This is a genomic window from Oribacterium sp. FC2011, from assembly GCF_000701645.1.
GTDB lineage: Bacteria > Bacillota > Clostridia > Lachnospirales > Lachnospiraceae > Oribacterium.
Map to the genome: position 1 here is coordinate 183,021 of NZ_JNJM01000006.1, position 20,104 is coordinate 203,124.

At 42.3% G+C, this 20,104-nt stretch carries 14 protein-coding genes and 1 pseudogene; all 15 read right to left on the minus strand.

The window, feature by feature from the left end; all coding sequences use genetic code 11:
* Positions 1-16: 16 nt before the first annotated feature.
* Entirely contained in the window at positions 17-1,990 is a 1,974-nt protein-coding gene (locus T357_RS0106790) for a TRAP transporter permease (protein ID WP_242840071.1), read from the minus strand.
* A gap of 25 nt (positions 1,991-2,015) precedes the next feature.
* Positions 2,016-2,525, minus strand: a complete 510-nt coding sequence (locus T357_RS0106795) for a DUF1850 domain-containing protein (protein WP_031550056.1) — start codon at positions 2,523-2,525, stop codon at positions 2,016-2,018.
* Positions 2,525-3,586 (minus strand): TAXI family TRAP transporter solute-binding subunit, encoded by a 1,062-nt coding sequence (locus tag T357_RS0106800; protein WP_031550059.1) that lies wholly within the window; start codon positions 3,584-3,586, stop codon positions 2,525-2,527. The genes T357_RS0106795 and T357_RS0106800 overlap by 1 nt, the downstream gene beginning before the upstream one ends.
* A 500-nt stretch (positions 3,587-4,086) precedes the next feature.
* Positions 4,087-5,037 carry a helix-turn-helix domain-containing protein gene (locus tag T357_RS0106805; RefSeq protein WP_031550062.1) on the minus strand — a complete coding sequence of 317 codons (951 nt, stop codon included), beginning with the start codon at positions 5,035-5,037 and terminating at the stop codon, positions 4,087-4,089.
* Positions 5,038-5,202: 165 nt separating this feature from the next.
* Complete coding sequence (locus tag T357_RS0106810) at positions 5,203-8,298, minus strand: beta-galactosidase, LacZ type (RefSeq protein ID WP_031550065.1); 3,096 nt, start codon at positions 8,296-8,298, stop codon at positions 5,203-5,205.
* Positions 8,299-8,427: 129 nt separating this feature from the next.
* Positions 8,428-9,273, minus strand: coding sequence for a carbohydrate ABC transporter permease (locus T357_RS0106815; RefSeq protein WP_330373095.1), 846 nt, complete (start codon positions 9,271-9,273; stop codon positions 8,428-8,430).
* Positions 9,266-10,168 carry a carbohydrate ABC transporter permease gene (locus T357_RS0106820; RefSeq protein WP_031550071.1) on the minus strand — a complete coding sequence of 301 codons (903 nt, stop codon included), beginning with the start codon at positions 10,166-10,168 and terminating at the stop codon, positions 9,266-9,268. The genes T357_RS0106815 and T357_RS0106820 overlap by 8 nt, the downstream gene beginning before the upstream one ends.
* Before the next feature lie 66 nt (positions 10,169-10,234).
* Positions 10,235-11,620 carry an ABC transporter substrate-binding protein gene (locus T357_RS0106825; RefSeq protein ID WP_031550074.1) on the minus strand — a complete coding sequence of 462 codons (1,386 nt, stop codon included), beginning with the start codon at positions 11,618-11,620 and terminating at the stop codon, positions 10,235-10,237.
* A 326-nt stretch (positions 11,621-11,946) separates the two neighbouring features.
* Positions 11,947-13,374, minus strand: a complete 1,428-nt coding sequence (locus T357_RS0106830; RefSeq protein ID WP_031550078.1) for an amino acid permease — start codon at positions 13,372-13,374, stop codon at positions 11,947-11,949.
* 280 nt (positions 13,375-13,654) lie between these two features.
* Complete coding sequence (locus T357_RS0106835) at positions 13,655-14,974, minus strand: M18 family aminopeptidase (protein ID WP_031550081.1); 1,320 nt, start codon at positions 14,972-14,974, stop codon at positions 13,655-13,657.
* A gap of 477 nt (positions 14,975-15,451) precedes the next feature.
* A complete protein-coding gene (locus T357_RS0106840; RefSeq protein ID WP_031550084.1) occupies positions 15,452-15,871 on the minus strand; it encodes a potassium channel family protein in 420 nt (139 codons plus the stop codon).
* A 15-nt stretch (positions 15,872-15,886) separates the two neighbouring features.
* Positions 15,887-17,269 (minus strand): TrkH family potassium uptake protein, encoded by a 1,383-nt coding sequence (locus T357_RS0106845; RefSeq protein ID WP_031550086.1) that lies wholly within the window; start codon positions 17,267-17,269, stop codon positions 15,887-15,889.
* Between the two features lie 274 nt (positions 17,270-17,543).
* Complete coding sequence (locus T357_RS0106850) at positions 17,544-18,398, minus strand: Rpn family recombination-promoting nuclease/putative transposase (RefSeq protein ID WP_049962321.1); 855 nt, start codon at positions 18,396-18,398, stop codon at positions 17,544-17,546.
* 501 nt (positions 18,399-18,899) lie between these two features.
* Positions 18,900-19,637 carry a hypothetical protein gene (locus T357_RS0106855; RefSeq protein WP_031550091.1) on the minus strand — a complete coding sequence of 246 codons (738 nt, stop codon included), beginning with the start codon at positions 19,635-19,637 and terminating at the stop codon, positions 18,900-18,902.
* Between the two features lie 250 nt (positions 19,638-19,887).
* Positions 19,888-20,104, minus strand: a pseudogene (locus T357_RS20805) (transposase); the annotation flags it as partial.

Below are 20,104 nucleotides of genomic sequence, written 5' to 3' on the forward strand. Positions count from 1 at the left end.
ATCAGTCGATTTCTTCTTATGCTTGTGCCTTCTGCTTTTTGGTCTGCATCACATCAACAGCCATGATAACAGCGATGGTTCCGATACCGATAACATCGGTCAGGGTTCCGGGATAAAGCATCATAAGACCTGCAACGGCAAGCAATATACGTACTACCATGTTGATAGGCTTAACAGTGTAACCCTCAAGCGATGCAGAAATCGCGAACATTCCGAGGAAGCTGGTGATAACGATCATCACAACTCCTATGGCATCTGTGTCGATAAGCAGCATTGCCGGGTTAAGTGAAAAGATATACGGAACAAGGAAAGCTCCAATTGCAAGTCTCGTCGCATTGATAGCTGTCTTCATAGGATCAGCCTTTGCGATAGCGGAACCCGCATAAGCTGCAAGTGCAACCGGCGGTGTGATATCCGCAACGATACCAAAGTAGAATACAAACATGTTTGCGCTCAATGCATTAAGTCCCATACCTGTGGTTAGGATCGGTGCACAGGTTGTTGCCATGATGATGTAGGTTGCTGTTGTAGGCACACCCATTCCCAGGATGATACAGCAGATCATGGTAAGGAAAAGGGCTATCAGAAGGTTTCCGTGTGATACTCCCACTATGGCTGTGATGAAAACCTGGCCAAGTCCTGTCATGGTAACGACTCCGGCGATGATTCCGGCGATACCGCAGGCTGCCGCAATTGACAATGTATTCTTCGCACCTGTTACAAGAGCATTGAACATATCCTTGGGAGACATACGATGATCCTTGTCAAACATACTTACAACAACGCAAAGTATGGTGGCAATGATGGCTGCACGGCTCATGGTATATCCGGCACAGATAAGATAGATCAGCGCAATGATAGGTATCAGAAGGTAAATTCTTGGGAGAAGCACCTTCCACTTAGGAAGATCTTCCTTTGGAATTCCCTTGAGACCAAGTCTCTTGGCACGGAGATGAACCATAAGGAAGATACCGGTGAAGTAAAGTATCGCAGGAAGAATGGCTCTCACAACGATATTGGAATACGGCACACCGATCATCTCTGCCATAAGGAATGCAGCTGCACCCATGATAGGCGGCATGATCTGTCCTCCTGTTGAGGAAGCTGCCTCAACCGCACCTGCGAACTCTCCCGGGAATCCGGTTTCTTTCATCATAGGGATGGTAACTGAACCTGTGGTAACTGTATTACCAACAGAAGATCCTGAAACCATACCACAAAGAGCACTTGAAATAACGGATACCTTTGCGGGACCGCCGGTTGCTGAACCGGCCAAAGCATTGGCACACTGGATAAAGAACTCGGAAATACCTGTTGCTTCAAGGAATGCACCGAATATGATAAACAGTACGATGTAGGTACTGCATACTCCTATAGGAGTTCCTATAACACCTGTAGTAGTGTAGAACAGGTTGTAAACTATCTTACGTAAGGAAGCTCCTGTACTGAATGCATAAACCACAAAAAGCGCGGCTACAACAACGATAGGAATACCTGTAACTCTTCGACAGCACTCGGCAAGAACTATGATTCCGATAACACCGAGGATGATTTCTGTCTGGTTGATACGGGTCGCATGATTGATAATCTCGCGATTGTTAATTACAAAATAGAAAAAGCTGAAGGAACCTGCCACCGCAAGGATCAGATCATAAAACGGTATGTGGTTCTGCTTCTGTGGCTTCAGATGGTTTTTACCTGAAGGATACAGTATGAAAATGAATAAGATAACTATACCAACGAATAAAGGACGTCTGATACGCTCATCCCACACCGCAAAAAGATTCATGTAGATCATAAAAAGAGAGAATGCTGCAAGAAGCCCCTTGATGACCTTGTCGTAAACGCCCTTCCAGGGTCTTACATTTGACTCACGGTCATACTTTTTCATGATCTCATCGACAACTGCCTGCGCCTCGGCAGATTGTCCGCCCTGCGGGATACTGTTCACACCCGCATCTTTTGTTGTGTTGTTTGTTTTTTCTTCCAAAGTTGTGTCCTCCATTCCCATCGGTTTAAAAAAACTTCCACTTCATATATGAAAATCTGACCCGTGAATTTCTGCCGCAAAGATCCCTCAGGCTAATGTCTTTTCCTTCATTGATCCTCAATGTATGATCAGATACCGTTCCCACAAAATAAGTGAGATCGGGTATCTTCTTATCAAAGCCTGAAACTATCATACTTCCATCCTGCCCGTATTCAAGTTTCTCCCCTTCGGAAAGCTCTGTCTGAACCCCGGCACCAAAACCGTAATAAACGGTTTTCTCCACGTATATTCCGTCAGCCTTTATTTCATAATAATCAATGAGCGGGCTCTTGTTTACAGAATGGATAAATCCAATGCTGAAGGTATCTCCAACCCTTACCGGATACATTCCGTAAACTTTGCCATCCGATGCATCGGAAACAGCCAGAACTCCGATTCCCACCAATTGAATATAAATAACAACGGTAGCGGTAACCGCTAATAAAGCAATCACCGCCACTAAGATCTTCTTATGATTTATAAACTGATTTTTCATCAGTCAACTGTGATACCCTGCTCTTCATAATACTTCTTAGCACCCGGATGGAATGGGATTGTGATTCCCTTTGTTGCATCTTCAAGATTAAGAAGCTCGAACTTTGCATGACCTGCAGCAAGAGCATCCTTATTGTCGAACATAGTCTTGAGCATCTCGTAAACAACATCCTCAGAAAGCTTTGTTGAAGCAATGATTGTTGCTCTTACGGAAACTGTCTTGGCATCTGCATCAACACCTGTGTATGTGCCGCCGGGAATTGTAGTCGGTGTATAGAAGCTATACTTGTCCTGAAGTGTCTTGATATGATCGTCATCAAGCTCTACAAGGTGTACTGCCTTTGTTGTTGAAAGATCAACAACTGCTGTTGTAGGAGCACCTGCAACGATAAATGCTGCATCGATCTTCTCATCCTTAAGGGAATCAGCTGAATCACCGAAGGAAGCATTAACAACCTTGATGTCGTCAAAGCTGATGTCGTAAGCATCAAGGATCTGACGTGCGTTGAACTCAACACCTGAACCTGCATCACCAACAGAAACTGTCTTGCCCTTAAGATCTGCTACTGTCTTGATATCATCGCTGCATGTGATGATCTGTACTGTCTCGTCGTAAAGACCTGCAACAGGTGCGAATGTCTCATAAGCGCCTTCGTCAGCGAAAAGGTCTGTTCCTTCGTGAGCATAAGACATAACGTCGTTCTGAACGATTGCGAGGTTTGCATCACCGTCATCGATAAGCTGGATGTTTGCCTTTGAAGCACCGGTTGATGTAACAGTGAGATGAGAATTCTGCATAAGAGGATTCAGAACTGTTGCCATAACACCACCAACTGCATAGTAGGTACCTGTTGTTCCACCTGTACCGAATACAACCTCTTCTCCGGAGTTTCCGGTTGAAGCTGCGCCGGCAGCGGCACTCTCTGCAGAAGCTGCAGCAGCTGCAGCAGTAGTCTCACCACCTGCGGCCTGAGTTCCTGCTGTAGAACCTGAAGAACCACACGCTGTTAAAGCACTGACTGCGAGAACACCTGTCATTACTAAAGATAATAACTTCTTCATAATAATTTCTCCCTCTCTGAAGGCAAACTATATATTGTGTGTTATGAAATACAGATTTTTCATAACCTTTGCCTTAGGTATTGATTAAAATGATAAAACCCGCAATGTGTTTTGTCAACCTGTTTTTATTTGCATAAAAAATGCATATATTTCACGCATTTCTTGCATAAATCGTATTTCTATGCATTAATCGTGAATATATGCATGTTTATGAGCATTTTAATTAAAGGACGCATGTCCATATGTCCTTTAATTCCCTCATTCAACCCCTTTGTTTATCTCTGAGTACAAACTATATTGATGTTCCCCTAAACAGTTAATACCATCCGGAAATCAAAACCGTGATTAACCGCTATATTGATACATTTTATCATATTTTCAGGCTTATTACATTCAAAATTATGGGTAAAATAAAAAGTTCTTATACTACAGAAACGTAATACAAGAACTTTTTTTGATTTAAGTCTTTCGGTTTGGTTATGTCTGATATTCCCTGTGTTTCACCATCCCTCATATGTGCTGATCTTATACTTCTGCAGCTTATACTCATAATTCTCGGGATGATTTCTCCATTCATGTGTAGTCATTCCCACAAATTTCATGAAATTTCTCTGGAAAGTCGACATGGAAGTAAAGCCTGTTTCATAGGCCACTGTCCTTATAGGTTTATCAGAGGTTCTGAGCTCTTTACAAGCCTCATGAATACGTATGGAATTTACGTATTCAAGGGGAGAAAGATGCAGATTATCATTAAAGAGACGTCTGAAATGAGTTTCTGACAAGGCACACAGATCCGCAAGCTTTCCGATGTATATCTCTTCCATGAAATGCGCCTTAATGTAATCTATGGCAGGCTTAAGCCTGTCCATATCACCTGGCTCTTCCTTAAATGCGTCTTTTTCTATCTGTTCCGATTCTGTGGATACCTCGTTCATACGTATGATATTTATAAGGAGATTCACAAGATAAGCATCACTCTTTTGTTTATAAAGGTTTTTTCTCTCATTTTGTTCATCAAATATCGAAGTGATATCCTTCATGAGAAAATCGCCGTCGCCGGACTTAAAGAAATAAGGTCTCCTGTAAAGTTCGTCCAGGGCTGCCCGTGCTTTATCTTCATTTTTTGAAAACATAAGCTTGATCAGTCCTTCACAGTCAACAAAAAGATATTCCCAAAAGCCCAGTGTACCCGGATCGGAATTGGTGGTATGCGGATAATTCGGAGGTATCAGCGTAAAACACCCGGGTTCAAAACGGTAAACGGTATTTTCATATACCATCTCTCCCGTTCCCTTATGGCATACTCCGATCTCAAGGTAATTATGAAAGTGGAGATAAGGAATTCCGTCTCCGTATTTTCTCACCCAGGACTGACCCGTAAGCGCAAGTACATAGGAGTCCTCAGGCATTTCATAATATCTGTATTGCATTTCCTGTTTCTTCTTTGACATACAGGATATTTCCTTTCTGTAATCATATAATTCAGGATATTTAAACTTTGTACATTACCGGAGTCCATACCTGAAAAATCTCTGATCATTATTAATCGAATCAAATCCAGAAAAAGGGCAGGTTTCCACTAAAGAAACCTGCCCTTAAAACCCGGATGATATCCGTCAAATACCTTTGAATTCGAAGCTGAATGTCAATGGATTCTTATTGTCAAGCAGGAACTCCTCATGGGTCATTGCTCCCCATGAATCATCTCCTGCGATACCCATCTGCTTCATTGAGCATCTTACCACAGTATTCATAACTCTCGGGAGCTCATAGGGATGTCTTGCCTCCTCCAACTGCTCCGGTGTGAATGGAATTGCAGAAAACTCCATACCATCAAGGTCCATTGAACGGAAGCTCATTCCTCTTCCTGATCTGTCAGTCACTGCAGCCCATCTCACGGCTGTATGATTTCCGGTTTCCTGAGGAACAAGATATGGTGCCATGGAATCCCCGGCAGTAGTTCTATACACTCCCAGTCTTGAGCCTGCATTTCTGTCACAGTAGTTTTCTTCCGGACCGTTTCCATAGAAACAGATTTTATCATAATCTGCATCAAGTTTCATCATGAAACCGAACTCAGGCATCGGCGGAAGCTCCTTCGCAGCGGAAGGCTCATAGCTCATTGTCACTCTGCATGTTCCGTCTCCGAATACACTGTAGCTTACAGTCACAAAACAATCCTTCTCCAACGGGAAGAGCCAATGTTTAAATGTTACATTAACACGATCCTCAAGCTCCTCCACCTTCGGATAACCCATAACCTCTGTCATCCAGTCTTCATCCCCACCTAAATTCTTTGGTGTTGTGGTCTGATATAGACTTGCCAGTTTCCATACTCCATATCTACCAGGCATCTGATTACCCTCATCATTGGCAGTTGGTGCTCTCCAGAAATTTGGTCTCGGAACAACACCTATCATTTCCTTCCCGCCGTAACGATAGGAAGTGATACCACCTTTAAGAGTTGAGATAAGAATGTCAAAGTTCTCACCCTTTACTCCTACATTCACCGATCCTCTGATAACCTTAAATGGTTTCTTAAGCGACAGCTCATGCTGTTTTTCAATTTCTTCAGCATTAATCCTTACTACTCCCTGACCATAAGCAACTTCATGCCCCCTCTTTGCATAAAGTGTATCGTCCTTCAGAGTAAATGAAACATCCACTGTGTACTCTCCGGCTTCTTCCGGAATAGCAAAAGGCAGATCAAAGCTCTTTTCGGTAAGCGGCTGAACAGTCACTGCCATATCTTTTCTTATAAGCTCTTCGCCGTATTTACTCAAAGTCACATGACAGTCAAATGCATCTGCGTCAGTGAAAAGATTTCTGTTGAAGACATTGATCTTTCCATCCTGAATCTTGATTCTCAGAGTCTGGAAGTTGAAACGCACTTCCTGCATCTTGCCCTTATATTCATGACGGGTTCCGTCCATGATACCGTTACCGCTGAACTCATAGTCATTAGGTCTTTCGCCGCAGTCACCGCCATATGCCTGATACTCTTCACCAAAGCGGTTTTTGCGTCTCAGAGACTGGTCAACATAATCCCAGATAAAACCGCCCTGATATCTCGGCTCCCTGTCGGAAAGCTCGATATACTTAAACATGTCTCCGTTGGAATTACCCATGGAATGTGTATACTCGCAAAGAATGAACGGCTTATCTGTATGAGTCTTCAGGAACTTTTCAATGTTTTCTGCCGAAGTATACATCTGACTGTACATATCCGTAGTTTCCGGATATCTCGGGTCATGATCCACGCCTTCATAATGCACAAGTCTTTCATGATCCAGTGCCCTGAACTGATCAGCCATCTTTAACGGTACTCTTCCACCGAAGGACTCATTACCGATGGACCAGATAAGAACCGACGGATGGTTCTTGTCAAGCTGGTAGGTACTGTTTATACGGTCTGTAAGCATAGGAACATACTCTTCTCTGTTTCCGGGAAGTGCATACTCCAAAGGCTTCTGGTCTCTTGCGATCATATCCCATACACCGTGAGTCTCCATATTGTTCTCAGCGATCATGTAAAGACCATACTCATCACAAAGGCCGTAAATATATGAAGCATTCTGATAATGTGAAGTTCTTACGGCATTGATATTATTACGCTTCATGGCGATAACATCTTCTCTTACATCTTCAAGAGTGACACCGGCTCTGCCCTTATCTGTGTAGAACTCATGCCTGTTGACGCCGTTAAATACGATGCGCTTTCCGTTCAGCATCATGATGCCGTTCACCATTTCAAAACGGCGGAATCCTACTGCCTGCTCGATAACCTCGTTTATATTTCCGTTGTCATCCTTAAGTATCAGCTTAAGCCTGTAAAGTGCAGGATTCTCGGCTGACCACAATGCAGGAGCCGCAACATTTCCATTGATCTGAAGATTTCCGGCAGCATTTTTCACTGCTCCCTTAAGTACATCCTCTCCCTTATAGGAAAGAACATACTCTGTTGAACCTCCTGCTTTACCAAGGTCTAATGTGATCTCCAGTGTTCCTTTGGTGAAAGAATCGTCCAGAAGTGCCCTTACCTTAAGATCATATACATGAACTTCAGGCACTGTGTAAAGATAAACATCCCTGTAAATTCCGGAGAAGCGATAAAAATCCTGATCCTCCAGCCAGCTTGAAGCGGTCCATTTAAACACCTGTACAGAAAGCTTGTTTTCGCCCTCCTTTATGTATGGTGTAAGCTCAAAATCGCTTGCAGTAAAACTGTCTTCACTGTAGCCAACGAATTTTCCATTAAGCCAAAGGGCAAAGCCTGATTCTACTCCCTGAAATGATATGTAGAGAGGCTTTCCTTTAAAACCATCAGGCACTGTAAAGTACTTTACATAACTTCCAACAGGATTGAATGCCTCAGGAATTTCTCCGGGATCGATTTCTTCTCTTCCGTCCCATGGATACTGGGTGTTTACATAGGCCGGAATATCATATCCTTCCATCTGGATATGTGCGGGAACGCGTATATCGTCCCAGCTTTTTGCATCATAATCCTCCTCGAAAAATCCCGGAATGGTACTTCCGTAATTTTTGGCGTAGGAAAACTTCCATAATCCGTTAAGGGAATGTCTGAACCCGGACTCTTTTCTTTTAAGTTCTTCTTCTGTTCTGTAAGCTACATGGTCTGATGCAGCCGGGAGAACATTTATCTTAAATATCTTTGGATCCTTTACGATGTCGTAATTGAATTTTTCCATATACTTATGTCCTCTTTATATGTCTGAGTCCTCCTACCGGAGAACCCTGACATTTAATTTATAAGTCCCATACTCAAAGACTGCATCCTTGTGCATGGTCTTACATATAAGTTCTTTCTTACTAAATACTTATTTAACAGATCCTGTGATACCCTCTGCAAACTGCTTCTGCAGAATGAAGAAAATGATCATAGTCGGTACTGAACAGAAAAGAACGCCCATCATGAGAGTACCGTAGTCAACTGTATAACCGGCTGCAAGGTTAGCTATAAGCATCGGCATATTCATGGCACTTGTATCGGTATTCATAACTACCTTTGGCCACATATATGAGTTCCATGCATTCATAAAGCTGATAACTGCAGCTGCGGCATAGGTTGATTTCATTACCGGAAGATACATGCGGAAGAAAATAGCAAACTCTGACAATCCATCCAGTCTTGCAGCCTCCATGATATCTACCGGGAAGTTTCTTGAGTTCTGTCTGAACATCATGATCATAAACGGTGTTGAGATAGAAGGAAGTATGAAAGCCCATACTGTGTTAAGGAGGTGAGCATCAGATACCATACGGAAAAGAGGTATCATGGTTGCTACCTGAGGTACCATCATCGCAAGAAGCAGTATTCCGAAAAGCTTATCCTTTGCCTTGTCGTGGTAAAGCTCAAAACCATAGCCTGCCAGTGAACAGATAAAGAGGCAGAGTACTGTCTGAACTATAGAATATTTAAAGGAATTGGCAAGGGACTTAAAGAGCGGCTCTGCAGCAAGAAGATTCTTAAAGTTTGTTGCCGCGTATGTTCCGAACACAATCTTACCTCTTGCAACCTCGATGGAGGCATTGGTGGCAGCAGTGATCATCCAGTAAAGAGGAAACACTGAGAAAAGGCACCAAAAGACAAGAAAGATATATGTTGGTATCAGACGTTTCTGTATAGCAGAAGAATTTGCTTTTATTAATTTAGTATCAGTCACGTTTGTCACCTACTTTCAGATTGATAAATGCAAGAACAGCAACCATTATAAATACTATGAAGCTCAATGCTGAGGAATAACCGAAGTTACCTACACCCTGACCAAAGGAGTTATTGTAAATATAATGTGACATGGTAATAGTGGAGTTTGCAGGTCCGCCTCCGGTAAGGTTCATAGACTCATCGAAGAGCTGCAGTGTACCGTTGATGGACATGATAAATGTCATTACGATGACAGGTCTCAAAAGAGGAACCGTGATGCCCCAGAAGGTTTCCCATCCGTTGGCGCCGTCAATCTTCGCAGCTTCATAAACCGAATACTCGATATTCTGAAGACCTGCCAGATAGAAAACCATGTTGTATCCGGTCCATCTCCAGATAAGCGCGATGATGATAACCATCTTTGCTGACCAGGGAGTTCCCAGGAAGTTGAAGTTCTCCTTGAAGATACCTAAGTTTACAAGAACCGAATTGATTAGTCCCTGAGTGGCAAATAGAGATTTAAAAATCAATGCATATGAAACAAGTGATGTTGCACAAGGCAGGAATACCATCGTACGGAAAAGTCCACGGAATTTTAAATCCTTATTATTCAAAAGCTGTGCAAGCAGTATTGCAAGTACCAGCATGATAGGGACCTGTATCAGAAGATAAAGAAAGGTATTACCTACTGAACGGATAAACAGCTTATCCTGCAGCATACGGGTATAGTTATTGAAAATCGGTGTCGTCCACTGTAATGCGGCCGGAGATCCCTTCTTTAAAGAAATGATGAAAGCCTGGAACATCGGATAAAAATTCAATACGAAGATCAGTATCGTTGCCGGAAGCAGGAAAAACCATCCTGCTCTATGCTGCTTGGCAAGAACACTGGTTTCTTTACTGTTTGTGTTCATAAAAGTACTCCTTTTTTTGATAAAATAAGGGCGGGGAGGTATCATTTCTCCCCGCCCAATAAGGGATTAACCCTGCATTGCAAATCTAACCTGATCTTCAGCATCCTTTATTGAAGCATCTGCATCAGCACCATTGATGATGTTCTGGATAGCAGCTGCAACCTGTGTACGTGTAGGATAGTGATAATCACTCTGCTCTACTACAGGAACATTAGCGCTCATCTTAACGATCTCTGCATAAACAGGTGTGTTGTTGAAGTACTCAATTCCTTCATTGTAAACTGCAGACTGACCGGCCTTAGCTGAACATGTGATAACACCACCGTTCTTAAGAGCTGCATCATAGGTTTCTGTAGAACCTGCACCGAAGGTCTTTCCAAGGAAGTCCTGAGCAAGCTCGAGGTTCTGGCAGTTTGATGTGATGTAAAGTGAAGAACCACCGTTTGAAGCGAAGCCCTCTTTGCCGTTTCCTTCAAGAGTAGGCATGCTTGTGATCTCCCACTTTCCGCTGTTATCGCCTACCTGCTCAATTGTAGGGATGATCCAGTTACCATTCATAACACCGGCAACCATGTCTCCAACGATTGTCTGATCTGTGTAATCTGACCAGTCGTTTGCAAGGTAGATGACATTCTCCTTAGCACCTCTCACGATAACATCTATTATCTTCTTGAAAGTCTCATTCTCTGAAAGGTTAATGTCTCCATCCTTGAACTGTGAAACACCTTCAGCCTGGAGCATCATGTAAGGGAGATCGTTTCCGTCACCATCCATGGAAAGAAGATACTTGCCTGTTGTGTCGTAAACCTTCTTACCAATCTCGATCCACTCATCCCATGAGATGCCCTTCATATCATCGATTGTATATCCTGCCTGCTCAAGAAGATCTGTTCTGTAAGCGAATATAACTGTTCCGTTGTCTACAGGCATACCGTAATGAACGCCGTCGATGGTTGAATATGAAAGCTTCTCTGCTCCAAAATCATCCCAGTTAATATCTGCGCCTTCAAAGCTTGCCCATGCCTCAGGGAAATCAGTTACATACTTCTTGAAGTAGTGATCCTGGAAAAGAACGATATCAGGAAGTGTGCTGTAGTCTCCGGCTGAACCTGCAAGTGTTACTGCATTTTCAACATCAGATGACTGTGACTGCTCAACGATGTTAAGCTTGAAATCAGGATTTACATTCTTCTGATAATCAGCCTCAGCTGCCTTAAGTGCAGGGATGTTGAAGTTCTTGTCCCATGCGTAAACTGTAAGTGTATTGGCATCCTCTGATGCAGCTTCAGTAGCCTGTGTTTCAGCGGCAGCCTGTGTCTCAGCGGCAGCTTTTGTTTCACCGGCAGCTTTTGTCTCAGCAGATGTTGCAGGTGCCTCAGGTGATGGACTGCAGGCTGCAAGTGAAGCAACCATTGTTCCGGCCATAATAGCAGATACTATTCTCTTCTTCATAAATATTTTCCTCCAATTTGTGCAATCTTTATTGTTTTTTGGGGTCGATTGCTTTAACTATGTGTATTTTAACAGTAAACAATGCAGAAATGTTCACGATTTTGCCTATAATATATTCATTTTCGACCATGATTTAGGTGATAGTTGAAAAAGCTGTTTTTTGACGTCTGTACTAATAAACAGAAAGTTGTTATTGATGCATTTTTAACAAAATACGATGCATTTTTAAGCCGGTTCCTCGCTTTAAAGCATTAAAAAAGCTGCCCTTTTCAGGACAGCTTATGGTTATAGTCATTTTTGAATGTTATGTGGTTGTTTTTGACTATTTATGCAGTTTTTACTGCATGAACCTTTTCATTCTTCTTAATGATAGGAAGAATTACGCCAAGTGCTGTAAGTACGCAAGGTGTGATGATATTAAGAGCCATTGTAAATGGATCTGTGTCATAAACACCGAGTAAGCAGCAGGCTGCTGTTACGAAGAAGCACCATCCACCCGCAACAAGTGCGAGAGTGTTGTTCTTGACAAAACGATATTCAGGATTGTACTTTGCTCCCGCCTTGCGAAGGGCAATGTATGCAGCAAATACCCAAAGGTATCTCATAGGCATACATACAGAATTAAGCTTTGTAAGCTGTTTAAGAACTGCGGCAGCACCCGGAACGAAAGACTGAATAAGAATGATAGCACCTGAAAGAACAGCTACCATCTTGATACCATTGATATATGCGCCTGCATCATTCTTCTTAAGAAGAGCTGTAGGGATAAACTCCTTAGCATCTTCATTATCAAGAAGCATACGAAGCGGTGCATCGATACTGATAACAAGTGTTGAAAGCTGGCCTACCATGTTACATACAGCATAGATGATGAGAAGTGAATCACCGATACCATAGTAAGCACCAAGCTTCTGGAATGCCCAGTAAGAACCGTTTGAAACATATGCATTGAAGTTCTCATTGATTGCTACAGGATCAAACATCATACCCATAGCGATGGTTCCAAGGATAGCACAAACCACAACCATGATGGCAAGTGTGATCATTGCTCTCGGGAAGCCCTTGCTTGGGTTCTCAACCTTATTTACATAAGGAGAAATCTTCTCGCATCCGCCAACTGCGAATACAAGGATAGAAAGTGATGTGAAATACTTTACATCAAACTGAGGAATAAGGTTCTTCATGCTGAAATCCATAGATACATAATCAGCACCCGGATTGATTGCACGTGCAGTGAAGATCATGATGATGTAAAGGATAGACATTACAAACATACTTGTTCCTGCGATTGTTGCAAGCTTCTTTAACGGGTTAAGACCACGGCTGGCAACCCAGCAGAAGAAAATAAGTACTGCAAATGTTACAAGCTGAACACCGATGGTCGGGAATGTGTCGTAGGTCTCGGCATTACGGAATACTGCCCAGCTGAGAGCCTTAAGTCCGCCTGAAGACTTGCTGGCAATATATGTGATGTGACATGCCCAGTATGTCCAGCCTGCATAGTAAGCAAGCTTAGGACCTGTGGTCTTGAGAATCCATGAGCTGACTCCGCCGCCGGACTCTTTGAAGGCTGAACCAAGTTCACCAACCATAAGTGCATAAGGGATGAAGTAAAGTGCGAACATGAGAATCCAGCTGAAAATAACCTGGATACCATTGAAGTAGACGAAACCATTCAGAACGTTTCCAAATCCCCATACTGTTGAAAACGCCATGAATGCGAGAGTCGTCCAAGTGATACGTTTTGAATCCATAATAAACTCTCCTTTTCATAGCCGCAAAGCTGATTCATACTTTGCTTTTTATTTTTATTTTTCCAAACATGATATGTTTGGAAAATCAAGATGCCCTGACTCCGGATCACATCCCCTTCTGTAAGTTCACCGAAACATGAACATCTCTTGATTCATGGTTTTTCGATTAAGTAACCTATTCCCCCAACGAAAAACCGTGTCTCCAATCAGAATTCAAACCTATAGTCCCTGTCTACCGTTCCTTCCATGGTCGAAGAGAACAGAACTTCGGCTGCTTTAGTCAGAATAAAAGCCTGTACTTTCCGTCACCGGTTCCTTCCATTGTCGATGAAAACAGAACTCTTGCAGCTTCTATAAGATATGCTGTATCCTTTGCGCCTGCAGTCTCGTAAGGTGAATGCATGGCAAGCTGGGGAAGTCCTATATCAACTGTATTTAATGCAACCTGGCTCTGGGAAATGTTTCCGAGTGTGGAACCCCCAAGCATGTCGGAACGGTTTGTAAATATCTGGAAAGGAACCTTCGCCTCATTACAGATAGCACGCATTACCGCACCCGAAACCGCATCTGTTGTGTATTTCTGATTTGCGCTGTACTTAATAACAATTCCCTTATTGAGGTAAGGACGATTTGTCGGATCTGACTTTTCAGGGTGATTGGGATGCACGGCATGAGCATTATCAGCTGATACAAGGAAGCTTGAAGCGATACTCATGAGATACTCCTCTTCTGATTTACCGCATGAACTGTTAATGCGGCGAAGCGTATCTTTAAGGAAGGTTCCGGCTGCGCCCTGTTTGGTTCCTGAACCAACTTCTTCGTTATCATATACACAGTGAACCGCAACAGAATCTTTAGGTTCTGCCTTAAGGAAGCCCTGAAGTGAGGCGTAAGCACACTGAAGATCATCAAGTCTGCCGCTTGCCACGAACTCGTTGTTAAGTCCCAGCATCGTGCCCTTCATGCGGTTGTACAGGAAAAGGTCTGTATCAAGAATATCTTCGGCTTTTACCCCTGCCTCTTCTGCTATCATTTTAATGAATACATCCGACTCCTCGCCTTTCTCGCAGAAAAGCGGAAGCATATCAACCTGAGCATTAAATTTGTATCCATCATTTACCTCGCGATTCATGTGGATGGCAAGATTAGGAATGATCATGAGATCACGATCAATGTTTACAAGTCTGGTCTCGATGCCCTCTTCTGTGCGGACAATTATGCGGCCCGCAACAGAAAGCGGTCTGTCCAGCCAGGGTGCGCATATCATTCCGCCGTACTTTTCGACATTGAGCTTCACATACTGCTTATCTATGGCGATCTCAGCATTGGTCTTGATCTTAAACACCGGTGAATCACAGTGACTTGCCATCATCTGAAAACCCGTGTAATCCTTCTTTGGAATGCGGAATGCAATTACAGCTGAATCATTTCTTGTTACGTAGTAGCCTTTTCCTGCCTCAAGCTCCCATGGTTTTCCTTCATATAAACGTATGAGTCCGGCATCCTCAAGAGTCTTACACATATTGCTTACTGCATAAAAAGCATTTGGACTGCTATCAAGGAAAGCTATGAGCTCTTTATTCACATTTTCAAAATTCATTTGTTTCTCCTCATCTATTAACGTAGGTTTTCAGCCGTTTATATCTGACACACTGATGTCAATCTGATCAGCTCATATATAAACACATGCGCTTTGCCGTTTTATCCGAAAAACAGATATACAAATCTGAGCGACTTCTGAAATTGAACCTATAAAGATATTTCAAATATTAATTTAATATAATTTATGTCAATATTTAGCATGCCCGCAGATTATACCATTTCGTTAAATGTTCCTCAACCGATTGCAATCATAATGTTTCCGGCAATTCATAAACCTTTTTAATACATTTGATAACCTTTCATTATGTCTTTTATTCTTTCGGAGAATACATCTGTCCGCGTAAAAAAGACACCCGTCAATCAACGCTTTAAATCGGTGATAAACATTATCACCAAAAAAGTATTGATTAACGGGTGTTTTTTTAACCTTCTGTATACAATATCAGACGTCTGTAATGTCCTTTGGTTTTTTTAACTATTTTGAAAGAACTTTTGTGACAGTGAGCTGTGCCATGGTCTTCTCAGGATAAACTATCTCATCTGCACCTATTTTCTTAAGCACCTTACCCATGCGCTCGGAACCTGCTTTTGCTATAACCTTATGTACTCCCTGCTCTTTGGCCACCATGATACACATTATGCTTGGGTCCATACTACTTCCCATACACACTATTACAACATCCATGTTGCCGAGACCCAGCTTTTCAACTGCATCCGGATCCGAAAGATCACAGGCAACAGCTACCTCAGCTATATCCGACAGCTGGTTAACCACATCTTCACTTTTATCGGCAATAAGAAGCTCCGCACCATTTTCAAAAAGCTCCTTAGCTGTAAATTTTCCAAATCTTCCAAGCCCCAGTACCGCAACCGAAAGTGTTTTTTTCTCTGACATATATTCCTCCTTTTGTTATCCCATGTAGTATTTTCCTTCTGCACTGATCAGAAGATTCTTCTTAGCCTTTTGTCCTCTGAAGAACATAACGAGAGATATAGGTCCGATTCTTCCGAGGTACATTGCCATGATTATGATCATCCTTCCCACCGGTGTCAGGCTCGATGTGAGATTTCTGGAAAGTCCCACAGTCGCAGTAGCACTGAAGGTTTCAAAAAGCGCATCCGTCATGAGAATACTGTGATCGGTGAACATTAGCATAATGCTCAGAAGTGAAGTCACAAGAAAACTTATAAGTATGATTGCAACCGCTTTACGTATAGTTTCTATAGGAAACGCTCTGTTAAAGACCACCGGCTTTTCCCTGTCACGGAGAAAACTTATGGCATAAAGCATAAGTGCAAAGAATGTCACAGTCTTTACGCCGCCCGCGGTTCCCATAGGTGATCCTCCGATGAACATATACATCAGTCCAAAAAGAGCCGTAACCTCTCTGAGCCCTTTCTGGGAAACCGTCATAAAACCCGCAGTTCTGAAAGTCACGGACTGGAAGAAGCTGTTCCAGATCTTTGCTCCCAGGCTCATACTCTGCATCGTCGCCGGATTATCCATTTCTGCCAGAAATGTAAGCATTGCCCCACTCACAATAAGCACCGCCGTCAATGCAAGCACCAGCTTAGTCTGTTCATGAAGCCTGAATCGCTTCCTTCCCTCAGCCTTTGAGAAAAATGCACCCACAGCATTGGCTACATCAAACCAAACCACAAAGCCAAGTCCACCGAGAACAATCAGCATCATGGTGACAAACAAAATAAAATAATTCCCCGAATATCTGCACAAACTGTCAGGCCCTATAACATCGATACCCGCATTACAGAAGGCAGAAATCGAATGAAAAATCGAGACATATATGCCCTTGGTATTGCCAAATTCCGGTACGAACACAAACGCCGACAAAATCGCTCCGATGCCCTCAACGATAAATATATCTCTAACCACTCTCTGACAAAAACCCGCAACACCCTTTATAGAGTCAAGATTAAAGGAATCCATCATCAGCACCCTGGTCTTAAGTGACAGCCTCTTATGAATAAGAATCAAAAGTACCGCCGAAAGACACACAACACCAATGCCACCCACCTGTATCAGCAGCATGATCACAATATGCCCAAACAGTGTCCAGTGAGAAAATGTATCAACCACAACAAGCCCCGTAACACAAACAGAAGTAGTAGCAGTAAACAGCGCCGTGAGAAAATCCGTCTCTTCTCCCGGCACCGTTGAGCATGGAAGCATCAAAAGCGCCGCCCCCACCAGAATCGCCGACAAAAAACTCAGCGAAATCATCTGCGTCGTACTAAGTTCCGGTTTCCTGCCCTTCTTTCCCTTCTTTTTCATAAAATCGCTTACACTTTTATTCCCCTCATTCATTTCCTTCATACCCACAACATACCCACAATCATAAAATTACTCGCGCTGATCAGTCATTGACTCATTAATTATAACATCAGTCAGGATCAGTTTTAACTATATAACGCAAAGAGACAACCATATTCTCTGTGCAGTCACAGAATAACATGGTTGTCTTTTTCGTTTTATTTTACTCTTGTTATGAACATATACTGAATGATTCATAATAATACTGCAATTTTCGAATGTTCAATTCCCAGTATTATTTCACTGACATCATACTATTCTGTACTTCCTTGATAAGCTTCATGGGATACTTGCAGAAAGATGCTATCTCTTCCGGAGTTTTGCCATCCTGAAGCATTTCTGCAATCTTCTCACGATCTCTTCGCTTAGCCCCCATCGCTTGTTGTTCTAAATCTCTCATGTTGATAACCATATATTCTCTCCTCCATTTCTTGTTTTGTCTTGCCTTTTGCACTGCTTCATCAAGTTTTTTCACATATTCATCTTCTACCGCATTTCCTGCAACATAACTGAGAAATGCCTTTAACTTCGGACTTATATCATCCTTTGTTCCGGTTGCATTTAGAACTATCCTGGTAGTTCCATCGCCCATTTCCAGTTCCGGATTTTCTTTGCAGCGGTTGGTAAATGTATACATATGTCTGCCTTCACCGTAAAGATCAAACAGGCAGATCATCACTACATAGGACTCCACAAGTTCATCATACACTACGCCTTTCTCCAACATCTGCATGTCTGCAATGGAGCCATAGTAACGTATCCTTTTCGGAAGATTTCCGGTATTAAGAACCTGCAGCTCGATGTCCACTATCCTCCCGTCTTCCATAGTTGCAAAGACATCAAACCTTACACCATGTATATCCGGGCCTATCTCAATCGTCTTCTGACCATCTATCTTTAGATCCGTAAACTTTAAATCCGGCAATATACGTCTGATGAGTTCAGAAAGAAGTTCTTTATCCTGCATGACCTTACAGAATACAAAGTCATTGCTGATACCGATATTTTTCCACTGCTCATTTAGCCTTTTCTTTTCATTGAGTATCAGCTGACTGTCCAACAGTCCTTTATTCATTTTTTCGTTTTTCATTTATGATCCTTCATATGGTTTTAGTATAGCATCAAAATCAAAAGCGTTTATTAAAAGATTGTTTAATAAACTCCTGATCAAAAAAATAAAATTAGGGATATCTTTAAAGATATAAATATAGATAATTGTAACTAAGATAGTTCAAATCTTTTCGCCCATAGATATGGGGCTTTTGAATATTCGCGTGAAATCATACATGTTATATTAATTTCTGTCAATACTATAGCAAAAATTCATACTGGATTATTATTGCAAAAATGTAAGTGTTCAGACACTGTCGGACATTTTTCTCGGAGTGTACTTTCAACGCCGTGAGCCGTTGGCATGAAGACGCATTATTTCGTCCGGTAGCCAATATGTTCCGTTAACATGAGGACACATTTTTTCTTCCGGGAAACACAAAAAGCGCCAGGGACATACCCCCGGCGCGAAAATGCGTAACTTTATATATACTACTGTCTGTGATTGTTAATCCTAGCCTGAACTGCAGCAAAATAGCTGTTATATCTCCTTAAAATCCACTTCACTCCCATTCAGTTCCGAAACTATAACTCCGGCGTATGATTCCCCGGGATACTCATATATACAGTGTTCAAGAGTCAGCTTCGCTCCTGATGTGCCGGATTCCAACTCAGGTGTATGGGCAAGTATGGCTCCCATTCTCCAATAGCTGCCGAACTTTGCCGTTGCTCTGTTGATAAAATGACAGTCTTTAAATATCATTTCACTGTCATAGGTAAGTCCCATACCTACGGCAGAAGCTTGATAAGAAATAAATGTACAGTCAGAAAATACAGTATGCTGGGAGCCGTAGTCCGCATGTACGGCATAAGCACCCTTGTCCTCTACATTAAGCTCTCCATCAGGATGGCTTGCTATAAATCGAATATTTTCCACTCTACCATTTAGCCTTAGATCTGCAGCAGGATTTTTATAAAGCCCGCTTTCACTGAGAATCTCCACGCCATCCGAAAGACCTATAAAGCTTATGTATCGTTCCGGCATTCCCATTGAAGATATGGCCGAAAAAGGTTTATAGATTCCGGAATGCATATATATGATCACCTTATTTTGTTCGCTGTCATTACAGGAATCGATAATCTCCTGTAGATCCGACTCTGGTGTAACCTGATATATGGTATCTGCTTTTGCTATAAAATCAAACATCAGCATGAACATAAACAGGAAAAATAATGTTTTTGCAGTTCTTATATATTTATCAGATAAAAATCCAACCATTCTAAACTCCTATAAATTGAGCAGGAAGATTAATTTTTCCTCTCACAATGCAGGACTCTATCGGCATCCTTCAAAAATATCACTCACAAAGCCCCTGCGATATCACAACCACCCGTCAAACGGGTGGTTTGCTCTGAGGCTATAAGCCTCTGATTACTCAGCCGGCGTCTCAAGGCGCTGGCTTTCACTTTGCTCAAGCCACTATGCGTTTGACTCGTCGCTACCGCTAAAGCGGTGTTTGTACTACCAACTACCCTTTAAAAGGGTCTTCGTATTCCTTAACACTTAGCTTATCCATTGCTATATCGTATTTCTCTTAATCTTGGATATATTTTTTGATTGTTGCTTCGTTAAGTCCTACTGTTGACACATAGTAACCTTCTGACCAAAAGTGTCTGTTTCCAAATTTATATTTCAGATTTGCGTGTTTATCAAACATCATCAATGCAGATTTACCTTTCAGATAC